We start from the raw sequence: 17,536 nt of genomic DNA, 5'->3' as shown, positions 1-17,536 counted from the left end.
GATGACCCCAGATTGGACTAGCCGTCGCGCCGATCGCCTGAGTGCTTTGCCCCCCTACGTGTTCGCCCGCCTCGACGAACTCAAAGCCCGTGCCCGCGAGCAGGGGTTGGATCTGATTGACCTGGGGATGGGCAATCCTGATGGCCCGACTCCGCAACCCATTGTGGAAGCGGCTGTGAAAGCCCTTCAAGATTCATCCAACCATGGCTATCCACCTTTTGAGGGGACAGCCAGCTTCCGTAAGGCGATTACCGACTGGTATCACCGTCGTTATGGTGTAACCCTTGATCCGGATGGGGAAGCCCTGCCTCTGCTGGGTTCTAAGGAAGGGTTAACCCATCTAGCCATGGCCTACGTCAACCCGGGTGATGTGGTGCTGGTGCCGAACCCGGCCTACCCGGCCCACTTCCGGGGGCCAGCGATCGCCGGAGGTGACATTTATCCCATGTTGCTTAAGGCTGAGGATGACTGGCTGATCGATCTGGGTTCTATTCCTGACCATATTGCAGAACGGGCAAAGATTCTTTATTTCAACTATCCCAGTAACCCCACGGCAGCTACCGCTCCCCGGGAGTTCTTCGAGGACATTGTTGCCTTTGCCCGGAAACATGAAATTCTGCTGGTTCACGACCAGGCTTACGCAGAGTTAGCCTTTGATGGCTATCAGCCCACCAGTTTGCTGGAAATTCCTGGCGCTAAGGATATTGGTGTCGAGTTCCACACCCTCTCCAAGACCTACAACATGGCTGGTTGGCGCGTTGGCTTTGTGGTTGGCAACCGCCACATCATTCAAGGTCTACGGACGCTGAAGACAAACCTGGATTACGGTATTTTTTCAGCTCTCCAGAAGGCAGCAGAAACCGCCCTGCAACTACCCGATGTCTACCTGCATGAGGTTCAGTCGCGCTATCGCCTGCGTCGAGACTTCCTAATTGATGGTTTTGCGGAATTGGGCTGGACTGTACCTAAGACCCGAGCCACCATGTATCTCTGGGTACCCACGCCTCCTAACGTTTCATCGACCGATTTTGCACTGAATGTTCTCCAGCAGACAGGTGTGGTCGTAACACCGGGTAATGCCTTTGGTAGCGGCGGTGAAGGTTATGTACGGGTGAGTTTGATTGCGGATTGCGATCGCCTTGGGGAAGCCCTTCAGCGTCTAAAGGATGCGGGTATCCGCTATAACTCAATGACTCCTGAAACTGTCCTGAGCCCCTCTCAGCGGTGACTGGATTCGAGCGTTATCCGTCAATGTATTCTCGCTAAACTTCAGGCTCGTGGCCCTAACAACACCATTTCCCCGGCGGAAGTGGCCCAAGATTTGGTTGGGGAGAGATGGCGATCGCTTATAGAGCGCGTTCGCCAAATTGGTATTGAATTGGCTAATGCTGGCATTATTCAGGTTCTTCAAGAGGGCCAAGTGGTTGATCCTCGTACAGCTCGTGGTTCCATTCGTTATGGGTTGAAACCTTGACGAATAGTTATGAATAACTTGAGTTTGGGTTGAGAGCGGCGTTTCGCGCACGCCAAAATGATTTTTTTGAGAGGCGCACATTGCACACCTCTCGAAAAAGCTCTTAACCTAGTCTCAGGTTAGGTAAACGACTATAGCAGTGTGCAAGTACGTTAAGTGCATTGCTATCCTCAGGTGCCAACTATAGCTGTTCCTGAATAAAACAGGGCTTACACAAATCGCAATCCGCAGTGTATTTGTGTTGTGGGTGGGATGCGAAGCACCCCACCCACAACACAAATGCGTGAGTCTTGTAAAAGATAGAGCGGAAGCACAGCCTCCGCTCTATGTGGCTACGATTATTCAATTAATAAGTTCAACGCTTGGCGTAAATGCCTGGAGCATAAGCCTCTAAAACAACTCCGGTTGCAGAGCAAGTCACCATTAAATAGTCGCAATGACTGCACTGAACTCTAACGAGGGTGCTGTCGGAAAGATAATGCTTTTCTGCATGACTACCACAGTTAGGGCAGTGGATTTGTTGCACCTTTGCTTCACTTGGATTTGCCTTGATCTCATACGTAGCCATTGGAAAACCCTCAGATTTTAGATTATTAAACTAACTTCAAAGCAGCAAAAACTTCTGAAAGCAGAACCGCCTAACAGGGGAGAATTATTGATTCCTTCTCTCAAAAGATGGAATTTTTAACGTGATGACAATTTCGATAAAACCAAAATCAGGTTTATTAAATGTTATTCCCGTCATTCTCATAAATCATTATGTCATCGGAATCATGGGGTAGCAACTTGATCCCAAGGCAGAAATGCTATCGAAAGGCTCTAATCTTCTATTTTCCAGTGTTTTACTCATCTGTATTTTTTCTAAAGTATTTACAACGGCTTTCAATATCTAACTCAAGGCGGATGAAACTTAAGAAAGACTTAATTTCAAAGCCTTCAATTTGTAAATTTGAAAACATATTCAATCCTCACGTTGCAAGCTATAAGAAATTGAAGAAATATTGAGTGAAATATCCCGTATAAGAAAGCAATCGCCCAAGGCTTATTCTTCAATAAAAAATGCCCCTCAATTAGGGGCATTTCAACAAAAACAGTAAACTTTTGATGAAGTAATTCGGTTTACAATTGTCGCTTCAAACGCTTCTCAATTGTGTCCAGAGACCATCATAGATTTTTATCGTATCCCCGACTGACTTAATACCTTCGCACTTAGCTAGCATGGTTTCAGGCGGAAATAGCTTCTCGTTTTCCTTTAACTCTGATGGAAGCTGTTCAAAGGCCAGCTTGTTAGGTGTCGCAAACCGCAGCTTTGAAACCGCAAACGCCGAGTTTTCTGGTTCTAGCAGGAAGTTCATCCAGGCGTAGGCTGCATCCACATTAGGAGCAGTTTTGGGAATGGCCAGGGTATCTGTCCAGACTGAGGTGCCGCTGCTGGGGATGACGTAGGTTAGTTGGGGGTTCTCGGGTGTGAGGGCGTTGCCAAGGATAGAGTAGCTCATACACAGGTTCAGGTCCCCGGAAATGAGCCGATCCTCCCAACCAAAGGACTCAAAGGATGCCACGCTAGGTTTTAATTCTCTGAGCTTTTCGTAAGCCGCCTTCAATTCCTGCTCATTCGTGGAGTTGTAGGAATATCCCAGGGATTTGAGAGCTGCGCCCATAACTTCGCGTACGTCATCCAGGAGGGTGATTTTACGCGACAGTGAGTCCTTGTTCTCCCAAAGGAAATCCCAATCTTCTGGCCCTGGGTTGATGACCTTGTTGTTGTAGATAAATCCTGTTGTTCCCCAACTCACAGGAATGCTGTGGGCATTGTCTGCATCGTATGTGGGGTTTTGCCAGCGCTCCACCAGATTTTCCAGACCCGTTAGCCGACTTTTATCGATGGAAGTCAGGAGATTGAGCTCGATCATCTGCCGCACCATATAGTCGGAGGGGTAGATGATGCTGTACTGGTTGCCACCGCCTGCTTGTAATTTCGCGAGCATGACCTCGTTGGAGTCGTACACATCCGCAACGACTTCAATCCCGGTCGCTTCGGTAAAGCGCTGGTTGACTTCCTCGCTGAGGTAGTCAGCCCAGGTATAGATATAGAGCGGTTCGCCATTGGCGGCAGGGTTAGCGCCTGAATTAGAGCTAGCACTGGGATTAGCTGATGTGTTCGATGTAGAACGCTGGCAGTTAGCCAGAGCCACGCCCGAGAAAGCCGCCAAGGAGTATTGTAGAAAACGACGGCGAGAGGGGAGGATGAGAGGCGACTTCCCTCTAGAGACGCTTCGCGAACGCCGCGATGACGAAAACTTCTGTGGACGCATGGGTCAGCTCCTGAAATTAAGAAATCAGGCTGCACAGCTCCGACGTAACAACGGATTTCTCCAGATCAGACCGCACAAGCCGCCCTCATCATGCCATAGGTAGGTGACAGACGAACATGGAAGCACGATTTCGTCTGGCGATCGCCTCATTCTGAATTCCGTCCCAGCTAAAACGCCAAACCTCAGTGCCTTTAAGACGCTGAGGTTTGGCGCTGAATCACTGATCCTTGATAAACAAACGGCTATGCCCGATGCCATTCGGTGAGGCCGCCAGGCTTGTCCACGAGAACAATACCCTGGGCTTTCAGTTCGTCCCGGATGCGATCGCCCTCCGCAAAGTCCTTTGCCTTCCTCGCCGCCAGCCGTTCCTGGATCTTTGTTTCGATCTCAGCATCCGACAATCCGCCAGTAGGCTCCTCGGCTTCAGGAGATGCTTTCAGGCCCAGCACTTCTGCCAGTACCACCAGAGTTTGCCAACGTTGCCGTAACACCTCGGCGGTTTCCACCGATTTTCCTTCGTGGAGCAGACGGTTGCTTTCCTTCTGCAGCTCCTTCGCTAACTCAAACAGTGCGGCCAGTGCTGAGGAGGTGTTGAAATCATCATCCATGGCCTCTTGAAACTGGCGTACGGTATCGCTATCTTCATCAATCCGCATATCGGCTGGATTGCCGAAGGAGCTATCGTCTGTGTCTGTCCAGCCCAGAGCTTGGCCGTGTCGATAGCCAAATAGTAGACCGTCCTGAAGCGTGGCCCAGGCGTTTTGAGCCGAGGCGATCGCCGCGTCCGTAAAGTCGATTGGCTTGCGATAGTGAGCCTGCAACACAAAGAGCCGCAGCACCATCGGTTCAACTCCCGCATCCAGGAATGCCCGAATGGTCGTGAAGTTGTTCAGCGATTTCGACATTTTCTCGCCGCTGATGTTCACAAAGCCGTTGTGCATCCAATAGCGAGAGAGGGGCTGAGCCAGAGCCGCTTCAGATTGGGCGATCTCATTTTCATGGTGCGGGAAAATCAGGTCTTGCCCACCCATATGAATATCAATGCTGGGGCCCAGTTCTTCCTCTACCATGACAGAGCACTCAATGTGCCAGCCCGGTCGGCCTGGTCCCCAGGGAGAATCCCAGGCAGGTTCCCCGGGTTTGGCTGCTTTCCACAAAGCAAAATCTAGGGGGTGATGCTTCTTAGATTCGGCTTCATCATCCACTCGCCCGCTAGCTCCGGCTTCCATTTGATCTAGCTTGCGTCCAGAGAGCTTGCCGTAGGTCGGGAAGCGTTCCACCGCATAGTACACATCCCCCGCCGCCGGATAGGCATATCCCTTCTCAATCAGCGATTCGATGAAGGCGATCATCTGTGGAATCAGCTGGGTGGCGCGGGGGTAGCGATCGGCAGGAAGGATGTTCAACCGTGCCATGTCATCCAGGTAGGCCTGGATGTAGGTTTCGGTGATGGTGTCCCAGGGAAGGTTGTCGGTGTGCGATCGCTTAATGATCTTGTCGTCAATATCCGTGAAGTTTTGCACATAGGTGACCCGGTAGCCCCGCCACATTAAGTAGCGTCGCACGGTGTCCCAGCCAATATAAGAGCGCGCATGGCCCACATGGCTGAAGTCATAGACCGTCACACCGCAGCAGTAAATTTTCGCCGTGCCCGGTTCCAATGGCTCGAAGGGTTCTTTCTGACGGGTTAAGGAGTTGTAGAGAGTAAGCGTCATGGGCCGTGTGACTTGAGCGGTGTAACAGAAGGTCAAAGAGAGCCGAGAAGCGGGATCGCCACCAAATTCACCTTACACAAGGAATCTGTGCGATCGCCTCCCATTCCTTAAAGAATTCTCAATACTAATGCCAGCCTACCAATCTATCGCCCAATCCTCTGGACAATTTCCTGGAAGTATTGATCTTGCTGCTTCAATGCCTGGCGAGAAACGAATACTCCAGAGAAAATCGTTTGAATTGAGGATCACCACCACTCGGAACAATACGCAATAATGGACAGTGAATCTGCGGACGGTAAAGCTACGCTACGGATCTCGTCCCAGGCTATAGACTATACTTTTTGATCGAATAAAACCCAACTGCTATGTCATCAGCCGCAACCCTCCAACCCAAATCGATGGAAGACGCCAAGCAGGGGCTTCCGGTCACCATCATCACAGGCTTTCTGGGCAGTGGAAAGACGACACTGCTCAACCACATTCTGAGTAACCAGGAAGGTCTGAAGACTGCCGTTCTGGTAAACGAGTTTGGCGAGATCGGTATTGATAATGAGCTGGTGATACAGACTGACTCCTCCGACGACTCTATGGTGGAGTTGAGTAACGGCTGTATTTGCTGCACCATCAACAACGACCTGGTAGAAGCGGTCTATCGTATTTTGGAGCGGCGTGACAATATCGACTATCTAGTGGTCGAAACTACCGGGCTCGCTGATCCCCTTCCCGTTGCCCTCACGTTTCTGGGTACCGAACTGCGCGACCTTACCCGCCTCGACTCTATTGTGACAGTGGTAGATGCCGCCAACTACAGCCTCGATCTGTTCAACAGCGAAGCAGCTCACAATCAGATTGCCTACGGTGACATCATTCTTCTGAACAAGACAGACCTTGTCGATGAAGGCGATCTAGATTCGTTGGAAATCAAAATCCGTGACGTCAAACAAGATGCTCGGATTCTCCGTACTAAGAAAGCTCAGGCTCCACTGCCCCTGATCCTCAGCGTCGGTTTGTTTGAGTCGGATAAATACTTCGGTCAAGACTCCCACGATCATCATGACCACGATCATGATCACGACCACGACCATCATGACCATGCCCACGCTCATGATGACCATGATCACGCTGCCTGCGATCACGATCACGGGCACTGCACCCATGACCACGATCACGACCACCATCATCACTCCAACCACTTAGAGGTAGATGGGTTTACGTCGGTGTCGTTTCAGAGCGATCGCCCCTTCTCCATCCGCAAGTTCCAGGATTTTCTCGACAACCAGCTCCCGGCCTCTGTGTTCCGAGCTAAGGGGATTCTGTGGTTTGAGGAAAGCCCCAAGCGCCACATCTTCCATCTCAGTGGCAAGCGCTTCACCCTGGACGACAGTGAGTGGAAAGGTACCCACAAGAATCAAGTCGTGCTGATCGGCCAGAATTTGGATCATGATCAGTTGCGATCGCAGCTGGAAGCCTGCCTCACCAACGCATCTCCGTTTCGGGGAAGAGGTTTCGCGAAAGCCTAACTAACGGGAGTGGATCACTCATCTGCTGACATGAGTGGTCCCTCACCCAATTCATTGTGAAAATTAATTCAAAAATACTAGACACGGACTGGTATTATCTGGTACAAATGTTCTTGCGGAGCAGAGCATGAACAGTGAGTACCCCTATGGAAACCCTAACAAAAGTTCAGCAACAGCTTTATGAATGGCTGGTTGACTATATTCGTGAGAACCAGCATTCCCCTTCAATTCGACAAATGATGAAGGCGATGGGATTGAAGTCCCCCGCCCCGATCCAGAGCCGACTGGAACACCTACGCTCCAAAGGGTACATTGACTGGACGGAGGGCAAGGCCCGTACCATTCGGCTCCTGCATTCCACTGAGCGTGGCATTCCCATCATGGGTGAGGTGTTTGCTGGGCAAGTTCGTGAACCCGTGACCGATGCCGCCGAGTTTCTCGATATTGCCGGAATACAGCTCCGCCCCGGTGATTATGCTTTACGGGTTAACGGTGACAGCATGATCGAGGCGATGATTGCCGATGGCGATCTCGTCATTATGCGTCCCGCCCCTGAGCAGGATCGCGTTAAGAATGGCACTATCGTCGCTGCTCGTGTCGAGGGCTCTGGTAACACCCTCAAGTACTTCCATCGTCGGGGTAGCAAGGTAACGCTGAAGCCTGGTAATCCTAGCTATGAACCCATTGAAGCTCCCGCCTCTGAGGTGGATATTCAGGGAGTTTTGGTAGGGGTATGGCGCGGTCTGGTTACAGCATCCCGTTAATTCTTAAAGATAGGTGATTCAGGAGTTTTTTCCTGAAACGTCTATCTGCTTAAACGAGTTTGAGCATGCTCCGGTTGGGTAGGTGCAAAGATTGCTCCTGCCCGCTTTTTTTACCCTCATTGCGGAGCTCACTCCATTAGCTATATTAGTGCTGTGTGGCAGGTCTTACCTGTCATACGACATTCAGCGATTCTCAGTATGGGCATCAAAGCCGAGAGTTCACGCCTGTAGGGCGTGAACTCTCGGCTTTGATGCCCGAAAACCGCGCCTTTGGCGCGCGGTTTTCGGGCCTGATTTCAAAATGAGAATTGCTGTACAACATTAGTATGGCTTGCATGTAGTGGGCGGTCGTGCTGCTTGCATCTCACACGGCCTTACTTCACAGCGCTATATGAGAGGATAGGTGGAACTAGCTGCTCTATGGTTTCGGCATGAAAGCGATCGCCTCCTCCCTCAAGGTTTTCCAGAGTCCTAAAATGCTGGCGCTGCTGTCGTTAGGGTTTGCCTCCGGGTTACCCCTATTTCTCACCAGCCGCACGTTGCAAGCCTGGATGACGGTGGAAGGAGTAGATTTGGCCTCCATTGGGTTGTTTAGCTTAGTGGCATTGCCCTACTCCCTCAAGTTTCTCTGGTCGCCTCTGCTGGATCGATATGTGCCACCTTTCTTAGGGCGGCGGCGGGGATGGCTGGTGGTGACGCAGGTGTTGTTGGTTGGGGCGATCGCTGCCATGGCTCTGCAAAATCCTCGTCAGGCTTTATTCATGCTGGCGATCAATGCGCTCTTCATCGCATTTTTCAGTGCCAGCCAGGATATTGCCTTTGATGCCTATCGTACTGATGTCTTGGAGCAGCCTGAAATGGGTGCTGGGGCCGCGGTTGCAGTGCTGGGTTATCGGATTGCCTTGCTTGCTACAGGAGGCTTGGCATTAATACTAGCCAGCCGAATATCCTGGCCATTGGTATACCTCTGTATGGCTGTACTGATGGCCCTTAGCATTGTCGTGTCCTTCTGGGCACCGGAGCCCGCTAATCCAGGACGTCCGCCCGCCACTCTAAGTGAAGCTGTGATGATGCCCTTTGGCGAATTTCTCCAGCGTTCTGGGGTAGGACGTGCGATTCTCATTCTGGTTTTCATTACCCTGTACCGCTACGGAGACGCCCTGGTACAAAACATGGCAACTCCGTTTCTATTACAAACAGGCTTTTCCCAGGCAGATCTTGGACGAGTTCAGGGCGTAATGGGTCTGTTGGCTACTGTTGTCGGAACTTTAGCAGGTGGAGCTTGGCTGAGTCAGTTAGGAATCCATCGTTCCCTCTGGGTGTTTGGCGCATTACAGGCTCTGAGTAATGTTGCATACTTCATTCTGGCCAATGCTGGCCAGAGCTACCCTCTAATGGTCCTTACCATTAATGTTGAAAATTTTTGTGGAGGACTGGGGACTGCGGGGTTTGTTGCTTTTCTCATGAGCCTGTGTAGCCCGCGCTTTTCGGCCACCCAGTATGCGCTTCTATCAAGCCTTATGGCTGTCAGCCGAGATATTTTGGTGGCTCCAGCAGGGAAATTGGCTGAGCAAACTGGATGGCCAACTTTTTTCCTGATCACATTATTGGCCGCTATTCCCGGCTTACTCTTGCTGCCATTCTTTGCACCCTGGCAAGGACCTTCTAATCCTCCAGATGAGTCGGTTTCTACGTTGTAAACGAAAATTTTATTTATGCTTGAAGCGGTATGGAAAACGCTAGTTTTCCATACCGCTTCAAGCATGAAATGACTGATCGGTACTCCCTTAGGAACAAGTTGTACTGAGGATGCTCAGACCCTACCTGACCAGGGTAGGATTGATTTAAGGATCGATACAAAACTTGATACCGCTGATCTCCAAGCTGGAGATTTACGACTATGCAAATTTTCCGCCAGTATATTGCACCATTACTCGTTGTCTTAATTTTTGCATTGGCTTTAGTGGCCGTTAGTGCTCGTATCTTTTTACCTACAGATATGGCAGCGCCCGCTCCAATTGAAGACGTAGATCAAGTGGGCCGAGCTCCTATGCCAGACAGCTCTGCTCTTGCAGATGTGCCACCAACCCTAGAGCAGTTAGTGCGAGGCATTCCTGTAGAATTGGAGCCTGAGACGGCTCTGTAGTTCCAGAGCAGGGTGAGCGATGTGAACGATCAACAACTGCCACAGGGATATCGCCTGCGGTTGGGTAGCAGCATTGACCAAGCGCTGTTGCTGAAGTTAATGCAGCGCACTTACCAGGAATTGCACCCGGGTTCAAATATTAGTCACTTGGCAGAAACTGTTGAGCGATATTTTTCTCAGGAAACACCCCTGTGGTTTGTAGAAACAGCTCCTGCGGGGAACAGTCAGGGGCTCCTCACTTATACACAGGTGGTGGGTTGCCTCTGGGCGGGGTCAGCTATCGATCAGGTGAAAGGCGATCGCCACGCCCACATTTTTCTCCTTTATGTCTCTCCATCTCACCGCCAGCAGGGGATTGCGTCTGTTCTGATGCAACAGGTTGAAGCATGGGCTCGGGAGCGGGGCGATCGCCAGGTTGCCCTCCAGGTTTTTGAATTTAATCAGCCTGCGATCCGGCTCTATGAGAAATTTGGCTATCAGGTGCAGTCATTGCTCATGACGAAAGGCTTGAACACCCAGGAATAATTTACGTTCGGGTTATGACTCTTATTAAGTGTCGGAAAGTAACCTATGGTGGGAGGTGGAGGTGTTCGTCCTTCTCACTGCCCAATATGGGAAAAAACGTTGAGTATAAAGCTCACGGTTAGTTTTATATATAGCGGATTAAATTTGATTTGTGTAACGTTAATGCCTATATATAGTGGACTCGCATAAGTCCTGATAAGATTTTTAGGTTGTCTCTTCTCCTGCAAATTATGGCTAAGGATGCGGCGCAGACCGAGCAGACACACCCATTGTGGAAGAGCGATCGCCAAATCGTGAATACCCTGTTAGCGGGTGAGCCAACCGACTTCAATCTGTGCGAGCTAGCACGGCTCTGGATTCGCTACGATGGCTTTCCTGGTGCCCGTGATATTCAGGAGGATTTGACAAAAACAATGGAGCAGTGGGGGCTGACGGAAGATACTCTGTTTGAGCGGACGCGCCAGATTCACCAGCAGGGGCAGATCTACAAGAGTCGAGATGCTCAGCGTGAGGATTGGAGTTAATGATGGCAAGGGCGTAGGGTATGGCACTGGGCCCTTGCCATACTCCTACTTCGTGCCGTAGAGGCGATCGCCCGCATCTCCTAAGCCGGGCACAATATAGCCGTGCTCATTCAGCTCCTGATCGATTGCCGCTGTATAGATGGGCACATCGGGGTGTTGCTCATGGAAGTTTGCAATACCTTCAGGTGACGCCAGTAGACAGACAAACTTGATCGAGAGAGGATTGGCCTCTTTCAGTCGGTCTACAGAGGCTACAGCGGAGTTGCCAGTAGCCAGCATTGGATCGACCACCAGCATGTCACGTTGTTCCGTATCCTGTGGCAGTTTGAGGTAATATTCCACCGCTTGTAGAGTCGAGGGCTCTCGGTATAAGCCAATGTGCCCAACTTTGGCTGTAGGAATGAGTTCTAACATTCCATCTAACAGCCCCTGCCCAGCTCGCATGATGGAGACAATTACCATGTTTTTTTCAGCTGCTAAGATAGGAGCCTCCATCTTGGTAAGAGGAGTCTCAATCAATTCATACCGCAGGGGTAGGTCGCGGGTAACTTCGTAGGCAAGCAGCAGAGAAATTTCCCTTAGCAAGCGGCGAAAATCTTGAGTATGAGTATCTGAGCGCCGCATTAAGGTCAATTTGTGCTGTATCAAAGGATGCTTAATCAGAAAAACGTTGGGTTGCATAAACAGTTAAATGATGCACTCCTCAAATGGTCAGAAAAAAGAGAGATTCTCAACCCTTAGCATAAAGAAAAAAGATTCTACAGCATCCAGTTGAGAATCTATAAATTGCTTTTGCAGCCAGGCTTTAGGGCGATCGCCCACAACCAAAATCTCAACGTCTGCGTTCCTATATCTACCCAGCAAAAGATCTGAGAATCCTCTATTTCTAAAGAATTCTTCTTCAAGTCAAGACAATATTTCGATAAGTTTGAAGGCTGGTTTTACAAACAGGAACAAAGCAAACTTAAGGATTGAAATAATCTATCATTTCTGATACTGGTTTAAGAGAGTGTGTAAAAAGTTGCTTTTTGTTCGTGAGGCGCGCAAAAACCAACTGTTTTCGAGGTTTTTTAAACATCGTTTACGGTATCCGGGTGCAGGTTTACTTTTATGTCAAACGAACAGCCCAGTGCTCCATTGTCTAACGGTCAAGTTAAATCAAAGCCACGCCACATCATCCTCACATCCCACCACAATGGGGTAGGGACAAAGACGACCCCCATTCAATGGGGCGCCCCCGATTGGCGCGATCGCGGTCCTATCGTCGGCTCTCCTCGCAACCATAAATATCGCAATGTTATCGGCACTCATGGTGGCTCCTATAGTGTTTACCGGGCGCTGGCAGTAGCCAGTGGTCGCCTCGACCCCGACCATCGGGCTGATTTGACGAACACGTCTCCGGTTGTGCATTTTGGCCCTCATCCTAGTTGGAGCGATCCGGATCGCATCGTATCTCTCGATCCCTATGGAGCTTTTGTCGCGGAATATATGGCTCCGCATTTTCCTGAGGACTACGATTTGCGTCCTACCATCGCCATCACCCGGGCTCACATCCAGATTCCAGAACTGAAAGATGAAATTGCCAAAGGTCGCCTAGAGGTCGACGGGAAGTTTCTCAAGGCCGATGGCAATCTCGTGGTGACCAAGGCGGCGCTCGATCCCGTGTGGTACCTTCCGGGCATTGCCAAACGGCTTGAGGTGGATGAATCGGATCTGCGCCACATTCTGTTCCAGCAAACGGGTGGCATGTTTCCCGAGCTGGTCACTCGTCGCGACTTGCAGGTGTTCCTCCCACCGATTGGCGGTACCACTGTGTATATTGTGGGTGATGAGTCTGCCCTGACAGACCCTAGCAAACCGCTAGCCGTGCGAGTTCACGACGAATGCAATGGCTCCGATGTGTTTGGCTCGGATATTTGTACTTGCCGCCCCTATTTGGTCCATGGGATTGAGGTCTGTATCCAGGCGGCTCAGGCGGGTGGAGCTGGAGTGATTGTCTATTGCCGTAAAGAGGGGCGTGCTCTGGGTGAAGTCACCAAGTTCCTCGTTTATAACGCACGTAAACGCCAGGAGGGGGGCGATCGCGCCGATGCCTACTTCCTGCGTACTGAATGCGTTGCTGGCGTGCAGGATATGCGCTTCCAGGAGCTTATGCCTGATGTGCTGCACTGGTTAGGGATTACCAAGATCGACCAGCTTGTGTCTATGAGCAACATGAAGTACGACGCCATCACTAACTCTGGCATTAAAGTTGTCCAGCGAATTCCGATTCCCCCCGATATGATTCCCCCGGATGCTCAAGTGGAAATTGAAGCGAAAAAGGCCGCAGGTTATTTCTCAGACAGCGGGGTGCTGAGTGTGGAGGAACTGTCCCAAGTAAAAGGACGGGATTATTAAGAAGGCAGCTGAAGAGTTTGTCTAGAAGGGGGTGAGTGAACAACACTCACCCCCTTCTAATGAGTTCGGCGAAAATGGCTGAACGTATAATAGGCAGGGCGACATATCCCTTTTGTGTGTTCGCTTTGTGTGTAGGAGTAGCACCTGTGACCGCAACCCAAGATTTTGTGCTGGATACCCCAACTGAAGACATATTGGCGATCGCTCGCCGTCTGGGTTGGGGGGCGACAAAGATTCTGCGCGCCTATTACCGAGGTGAGTCATCGGTCGATGGGGGGCCTCTGGAACTGGATGTACAGGAGCTGAAGGATGGCCCCGTAACGGCAGCAGATTTGGCCGTGAATCGCTATGTGCTGAGTCATCTACACAATATTTTTGGGCATGACTCGTTTGGGTACTTAAGTGAGGAAACTTATAAGATCCATGGGACTGGGCAAGCGCTGCCTCAGGAGTGGGTCTGGATTCTTGATCCCCTGGATGGCACCCGCGACTTTATTGATAGAACCGGTGAATATGCCTTCCATTTGGCCTTAACCCACCGGGGACGGCCTATCATCTCCGTCGTTGCCTGCCCGGAAGCTGAACGGGTGTATTATGCGGCTCAGAACCATGGCGCCTTTGTAGAAACTGCCGATGGGGTAACTCGGCAGTTACACGTGAGAGCGGGCGATCGCCCCGAAACCCTCACCGTTGTTGCTAGCCGTACCCACCGCGACGCTCGTTTTAATCATCTCCTCACCCAACTCCCCTGCCAGGAACGGCTCTATGTGGGTAGCGTAGGTGGCAAAATAGCGGCCATTGTCGAAGGTAAAGCCGATGTTTACATCTCCCTCTCGGGTAAGTCAGCTCCTAAGGATTGGGATATGGCCGCTCCAGAGCTAATCTTGACCGAGGCTGGAGGCAGCTTTACTTACTTCGACGAAACACCCCTTCGCTATAACCGGGGCGATGTCAATCAGTGGGGTGGTCTCATGGCGAGCAACGGTCCCTGCCATGCTCACCTTTGTCAGCAAGCTGTGCAGATTCTACAGGCGTTTGATGCGGGAATGGGAGACGGTTAAGAAAGACGGGTGATGGGTGGCATGAAAAGTCATGCAGAAACAGGATGACGGGCTACCCATCTGCCGATTAACCTCAGGACTTCCGCATGTTTGTTATGTAGTGTGCTTCACACGCATACACAGCAAACACGCGCCAAGTATAGCGTCCATGCGTAAGTCCTGAACCTGCTGCATTCCATTTCGGCCCAAACTGCTGTACCGTTTGGACACGGTTGCTCCTGTAAACTCTCATGTTTTTACCTGATCCCTGGTTGGCTCTCGCGATTGGCAATAGTCGCCTGCACTGGGCTTTGTTCGATCGGGACGAACTCCAGCAAACCTGGAATACCGCTTATCTGTCTGAGCAAGCGATCGCCTATTTCGCTCAATCTGGCTTACCTCTATCTGGTCAGTCTGAATTCCAGGCGTTTCCAAGCTTGCCTCGGCCCTCCGCTGCTCTTCCTTTATGGCTGGCTTCGGTTGTGCCGCAGCAAACCCTCCTGTGGCAGGACTATCCCGCCATCCACCCCATAACGTTAGAGCAAATTCCACTCCAGGGCTTATACCCTACTTTGGGGATTGACCGTGCTCTGGCCCTTTGGGGAGCTGTGCAGATCCTCGGTTTCCCTGCCCTCGTCATTGATGCGGGAACGGCGCTTACGTTCACAGCGCTGGATGAGAAATTGCAACTGTTTGGAGGGGCAATTCTACCGGGTTTGTCGTTGCAAATTCGAGCCTTAGTGCAAGGCACAGCGGCACTTCCTCTGCCTTCCTTACAGGATGAGGAGCCTCCCATGCGTTGGGCGACTCGGACTCCGGATGCAATCCGGAGCGGCGTGGTGTTTGGGTTGCTGGCAACAGTACGAGACTTTATTGGAGATTGGCAACGCTGCTTTCCAGGAGCAGCGATCGCCCTCACAGGTGGGGATGGGCCACGCCTCTACCAGGCACTTCAGTCTAGCCTGCCAGAGTTAGCGCAACGGATTACGTTGGATTCCCATCTGGCCTTTCGAGGCTTGCCTGCCATTCGTTATAAAACGTCTCAGTAAACGAACCGGGAACCCAGGGGAAGCCCATTTTGAACGTGTGCATCCTGCACTCCCAAAATGGACATCCTCAGATTATTTCGTCTTGCTATTCAGAGTTTGGAGCCAAGTGCGAATTTCAGCGGCGATCGCCTCTGCCTCTGTATGCACTAAATCGTCTCCACCGGGGAGAATCCGTAGCTCGCAGAGAGGTGCAGCAGCGTAGGTATGGGTTAAGGCTACCGTTGTAGAATTCGCCTCTTCTCCTTGCAGGAGCAGTACCGGAACCTTCAACCAGCCTACTTTCTCATCCAGCTGCTCTGCCGCGATCAGGCGAGAGCGGCGGCGAAAGAGGATGTCGCAGGCGGCGGGCGATCGCCGCAACTCTCGACGCCAGGCCAGCTGGTGAGCAACCCACGGCCAGCCCAGAAGACGGGCAACTGGCGCAATGCATTGTAACCCCCAGGCTCGCCAGGGAAACCGCCCGGCCAAGCTGCGCTCTAGACCCCATCGTCGAGTTTTGGTTTGTACCCCTTCTGGAGCTATGAGTACGAGTCCACATACTCGTTCTGGAAAGCGCAAGGCGTAGCTCGCTGCAATCCATCCTCCCAGACCCTCTGCCACAAGAACCACCGGAGGGCACCGCAGAGAATCCAGCCACTCAGCCAGCACTTCCACCTCTAAGTCGATGGAATAGGGCAGCTTGGGGCGAGAAGACTCACCAAAACCCAGCAAATCCGGAGCAAAGCAGTGATACCCTTCAGTCCGATTATTCCGTCGTGGTATCCTTTCACCAGATGAGGCAGAACTGCCTAAGTACTGTAGCAACGGCATCCATTGCTCACCATCCTGCCAAGTGCCATGCAGGAACACCAGTGGCAGACCCATGCCCACTTCGCGCCAGAATAGCGACCCGTGCGCGAGTTGAAGACGAACATTCCGAGTGGGCAAAGACATCCGACTGATGCAACCTACCAAATGATTCAAACCTGCCCTTCAGCCTACCATCATCCGTAGGCCGTTGGGTTGCGTGGTTATAGCAGGTGTTCTGGAAGGCTCTGTATCCTTCCAGAACATAATATGTCGCTGACCTCAGCGTCCCTGGAGCAGGTTAATTAGCCAGATCACCAGCCATCCCAATAAGGTATACGCCACGATTGCAATCAGCACGTTGACGTCAAAGATATTTGTGGCGTCTGCTGTTGTAGGGCTAATGAACAGGGTCGAAAAGGGAGCCACAAAGGGATCCGATAACCCATAGATGACTTGAGCAAAGGCGTTGTCGGGGTTTGCTCCGGCCAGCCGTAATACAAATCGGAGGCCAAGTAATACAACGAGTGCACCCACCAAGTAGGAAATGGTGCGGATTACCCAGAATAGAGTGGCATTTCGTCGGGCTAATTCTAAACGGCGTTCCTCCTGCCGCAGCCGAAAGGCTTCCTCTTCCTGCTGTAATTCGTATCGACGCTCGATGTTACGGGGGTCGCGCGGGTGGCGGTTCATCGTATCACTCCTTATAAATAATGTCTCAGCTAGTAGCTTTGAAATGGGTTAAATTCATCCCATTGAAGTGATGGTTGAAACAATTCAAATGAATTTCTAATGAATCTATTTCGTGTGGGTACCGTACACGAAAGACGACGATTCAAACATCGCTGGAGATGCCATTGTGAAAGGGGATAATTTTGTTTTGAACCTGTGGCCGGTTGTTGTAAGAAGCGGTGTCTGTATCCTCTTACAACAACCAACCACAGGCTGATGCACTCCCTATGGTTTAGTCATAACCGACCTGTAGATGAGCTGTCATAAGGCAAGAGATAGATCTTTTTTCAATAAGAATTGTTTGGACTATTCACTCAATTGAATTCAACATAAAACTCAAAGTGCTGTATCGACCACTTCGGGCGTAACACAGTATTTTGAGTTTTATGTTGAATGACAATTACCTGCTTGCAAATCCGAATGTAACTAACCTGATTTCGGATTCAAGACTTTTTCGAGGGGCACGCATTGCGTGCCCCTCGAAAAAGCTCGTTTTGACATTCGCTCTACGCACGCCAAAATGAGCGCTTGGGCTGGCCCCAAATTGAG

The 17,536-nt window shown here is 51.1% G+C and carries 18 protein-coding genes; 12 read left to right on the top strand and 6 right to left on the bottom strand.

From position 1 onward, the window contains the following. The first annotated feature begins 1 nt into the window (after position 1). Both H6F91_RS16930 and H6F91_RS16925 read left to right on the top strand, forming a co-directional pair. Complete coding sequence (locus tag H6F91_RS16930) at positions 2–1,228, top strand: aspartate aminotransferase (protein ID WP_190771977.1); 1,227 nt, start codon at positions 2–4, stop codon at positions 1,226–1,228. Further along, positions 1,229–1,474: a DUF3253 domain-containing protein gene (locus H6F91_RS16925; RefSeq protein WP_190772031.1), complete on the top strand. Its 246-nt coding sequence runs from the start codon at positions 1,229–1,231 to the stop codon at positions 1,472–1,474. It abuts the gene before it with no gap. Between the two features lie 355 nt (positions 1,475–1,829). Here H6F91_RS16925 and H6F91_RS27975 read toward each other — a convergent pair whose 3' ends face one another. Both H6F91_RS27975 and H6F91_RS16920 read right to left on the bottom strand, forming a co-directional pair. Next, entirely contained in the window at positions 1,830–2,042 is a 213-nt protein-coding gene (locus H6F91_RS27975; RefSeq protein ID WP_242035834.1) for a replication restart DNA helicase PriA, read from the bottom strand. Between the two features lie 565 nt (positions 2,043–2,607). Further along, on the bottom strand, positions 2,608–3,789 hold the full coding sequence (locus tag H6F91_RS16920; RefSeq protein WP_190771976.1) for a spermidine/putrescine ABC transporter substrate-binding protein: 1,182 nt from the start codon (positions 3,787–3,789) through the stop codon (positions 2,608–2,610). Positions 3,790–3,892: 103 nt separating this feature from the next. On the opposite strand from H6F91_RS16920, the gene H6F91_RS16915 reads away from it, so the two are divergent. Then, the gene (locus tag H6F91_RS16915) at positions 3,893–4,054 is read left to right on the top strand and encodes a hypothetical protein (RefSeq protein WP_190771975.1); all 162 of its coding nucleotides are present in this window, start codon (positions 3,893–3,895) and stop codon (positions 4,052–4,054) included. On the opposite strand, the gene cysS is transcribed toward H6F91_RS16915, so the two are convergent. Continuing rightward, positions 4,032–5,504, bottom strand: a complete 1,473-nt coding sequence (cysS, locus tag H6F91_RS16910) for a cysteine--tRNA ligase (RefSeq protein ID WP_190771974.1) — start codon at positions 5,502–5,504, stop codon at positions 4,032–4,034. The two genes, H6F91_RS16915 and cysS, sit on opposite strands and share 23 nt — an antisense overlap. A 365-nt stretch (positions 5,505–5,869) precedes the next feature. On the opposite strand from cysS, the gene H6F91_RS16905 reads away from it, so the two are divergent. The 6 genes from H6F91_RS16905 to H6F91_RS16880 all read left to right on the top strand — a co-directional run bounded on the left by H6F91_RS16905 (position 5,870) and on the right by H6F91_RS16880 (position 10,983). Continuing rightward, complete coding sequence (locus H6F91_RS16905; protein WP_199307877.1) at positions 5,870–7,024, top strand: GTP-binding protein; 1,155 nt, start codon at positions 5,870–5,872, stop codon at positions 7,022–7,024. A 146-nt stretch (positions 7,025–7,170) separates the two neighbouring features. Beyond that, a complete protein-coding gene (gene lexA / locus H6F91_RS16900) occupies positions 7,171–7,788 on the top strand; it encodes a transcriptional repressor LexA (RefSeq protein ID WP_190771973.1) in 618 nt (205 codons plus the stop codon). Between the two features lie 431 nt (positions 7,789–8,219). After that, positions 8,220–9,488, top strand: coding sequence for an AmpG family muropeptide MFS transporter (locus H6F91_RS16895; protein ID WP_190771972.1), 1,269 nt, complete (start codon positions 8,220–8,222; stop codon positions 9,486–9,488). A gap of 200 nt (positions 9,489–9,688) precedes the next feature. Then, entirely contained in the window at positions 9,689–9,934 is a 246-nt protein-coding gene (locus H6F91_RS16890) for a hypothetical protein (RefSeq protein ID WP_190771971.1), read from the top strand. Positions 9,935–9,955: 21 nt separating this feature from the next. After that, complete coding sequence (locus tag H6F91_RS16885; RefSeq protein ID WP_347280051.1) at positions 9,956–10,459, top strand: GNAT family N-acetyltransferase; 504 nt, start codon at positions 9,956–9,958, stop codon at positions 10,457–10,459. A gap of 230 nt (positions 10,460–10,689) precedes the next feature. Next, positions 10,690–10,983, top strand: a complete 294-nt coding sequence (locus tag H6F91_RS16880; protein WP_190772028.1) for a DUF3288 family protein — start codon at positions 10,690–10,692, stop codon at positions 10,981–10,983. Between the two features lie 45 nt (positions 10,984–11,028). Here H6F91_RS16880 and upp read toward each other — a convergent pair whose 3' ends face one another. Further along, complete coding sequence (gene upp, locus H6F91_RS16875; protein WP_190771970.1) at positions 11,029–11,664, bottom strand: uracil phosphoribosyltransferase; 636 nt, start codon at positions 11,662–11,664, stop codon at positions 11,029–11,031. Positions 11,665–12,093: 429 nt separating this feature from the next. Between upp and H6F91_RS16870 the strand changes: the two genes are divergently transcribed. From H6F91_RS16870 to H6F91_RS16860, 3 genes are all read left to right on the top strand, one after another. Then, on the top strand, positions 12,094–13,380 hold the full coding sequence (locus tag H6F91_RS16870; RefSeq protein ID WP_190771969.1) for a GTP cyclohydrolase II: 1,287 nt from the start codon (positions 12,094–12,096) through the stop codon (positions 13,378–13,380). A gap of 146 nt (positions 13,381–13,526) precedes the next feature. Continuing rightward, positions 13,527–14,441: an inositol monophosphatase family protein gene (locus H6F91_RS16865; RefSeq protein WP_347280050.1), complete on the top strand. Its 915-nt coding sequence runs from the start codon at positions 13,527–13,529 to the stop codon at positions 14,439–14,441. Between the two features lie 230 nt (positions 14,442–14,671). Continuing rightward, positions 14,672–15,469, top strand: coding sequence for a pantothenate kinase (locus H6F91_RS16860; RefSeq protein ID WP_190771967.1), 798 nt, complete (start codon positions 14,672–14,674; stop codon positions 15,467–15,469). A 72-nt stretch (positions 15,470–15,541) separates the two neighbouring features. On the opposite strand, the gene H6F91_RS16855 is transcribed toward H6F91_RS16860, so the two are convergent. Next, positions 15,542–16,402: an alpha/beta hydrolase gene (locus H6F91_RS16855; RefSeq protein WP_190771966.1), complete on the bottom strand. Its 861-nt coding sequence runs from the start codon at positions 16,400–16,402 to the stop codon at positions 15,542–15,544. Between the two features lie 135 nt (positions 16,403–16,537). Continuing rightward, the gene (locus H6F91_RS16850; RefSeq protein ID WP_190771965.1) at positions 16,538–16,948 is read right to left on the bottom strand and encodes a YggT family protein; all 411 of its coding nucleotides are present in this window, start codon (positions 16,946–16,948) and stop codon (positions 16,538–16,540) included. Positions 16,949–17,536: the final 588 nt, after the last annotated feature.

Source organism: Leptolyngbya sp. FACHB-8, from assembly GCF_014695575.1.
Lineage (GTDB): Bacteria > Cyanobacteriota > Cyanobacteriia > Elainellales > Elainellaceae > Vacuolonema.
This window is presented reverse-complemented; position numbering and strand designations above follow the sequence as displayed.

Excerpts from the sequence above, each read along its gene's own strand:
- lexA (WP_190771973.1), top strand. The coding sequence starts at position 7,171 with ATGGAAACCCTAACAAAAGTTCAGCAACAGCTTTATGAATGGCTGGTT.
- H6F91_RS16855 (WP_190771966.1), bottom strand. The coding sequence starts at position 16,402 with ATGTCTTTGCCCACTCGGAATGTTCGTCTTCAACTCGCGCACGGGTCG.
- H6F91_RS16895 (WP_190771972.1), top strand. The coding sequence starts at position 8,220 with ATGAAAGCGATCGCCTCCTCCCTCAAGGTTTTCCAGAGTCCTAAAATG.
- H6F91_RS16890 (WP_190771971.1), top strand. The coding sequence starts at position 9,689 with ATGCAAATTTTCCGCCAGTATATTGCACCATTACTCGTTGTCTTAATT.
- H6F91_RS16920 (WP_190771976.1), bottom strand. The coding sequence starts at position 3,789 with ATGCGTCCACAGAAGTTTTCGTCATCGCGGCGTTCGCGAAGCGTCTCT.
- H6F91_RS16905 (WP_199307877.1), top strand. The coding sequence starts at position 5,870 with ATGTCATCAGCCGCAACCCTCCAACCCAAATCGATGGAAGACGCCAAG.
- cysS (WP_190771974.1), bottom strand. The coding sequence starts at position 5,504 with ATGACGCTTACTCTCTACAACTCCTTAACCCGTCAGAAAGAACCCTTC.
- H6F91_RS27975 (WP_242035834.1), bottom strand. The coding sequence starts at position 2,042 with ATGGCTACGTATGAGATCAAGGCAAATCCAAGTGAAGCAAAGGTGCAA.
- upp (WP_190771970.1), bottom strand. The coding sequence starts at position 11,664 with ATGCAACCCAACGTTTTTCTGATTAAGCATCCTTTGATACAGCACAAA.
- H6F91_RS16860 (WP_190771967.1), top strand. The coding sequence starts at position 14,672 with ATGTTTTTACCTGATCCCTGGTTGGCTCTCGCGATTGGCAATAGTCGC.
- H6F91_RS16930 (WP_190771977.1), top strand. The coding sequence starts at position 2 with ATGACCCCAGATTGGACTAGCCGTCGCGCCGATCGCCTGAGTGCTTTG.
- H6F91_RS16870 (WP_190771969.1), top strand. The coding sequence starts at position 12,094 with ATGTCAAACGAACAGCCCAGTGCTCCATTGTCTAACGGTCAAGTTAAA.
- H6F91_RS16880 (WP_190772028.1), top strand. The coding sequence starts at position 10,690 with ATGGCTAAGGATGCGGCGCAGACCGAGCAGACACACCCATTGTGGAAG.
- H6F91_RS16850 (WP_190771965.1), bottom strand. The coding sequence starts at position 16,948 with ATGAACCGCCACCCGCGCGACCCCCGTAACATCGAGCGTCGATACGAA.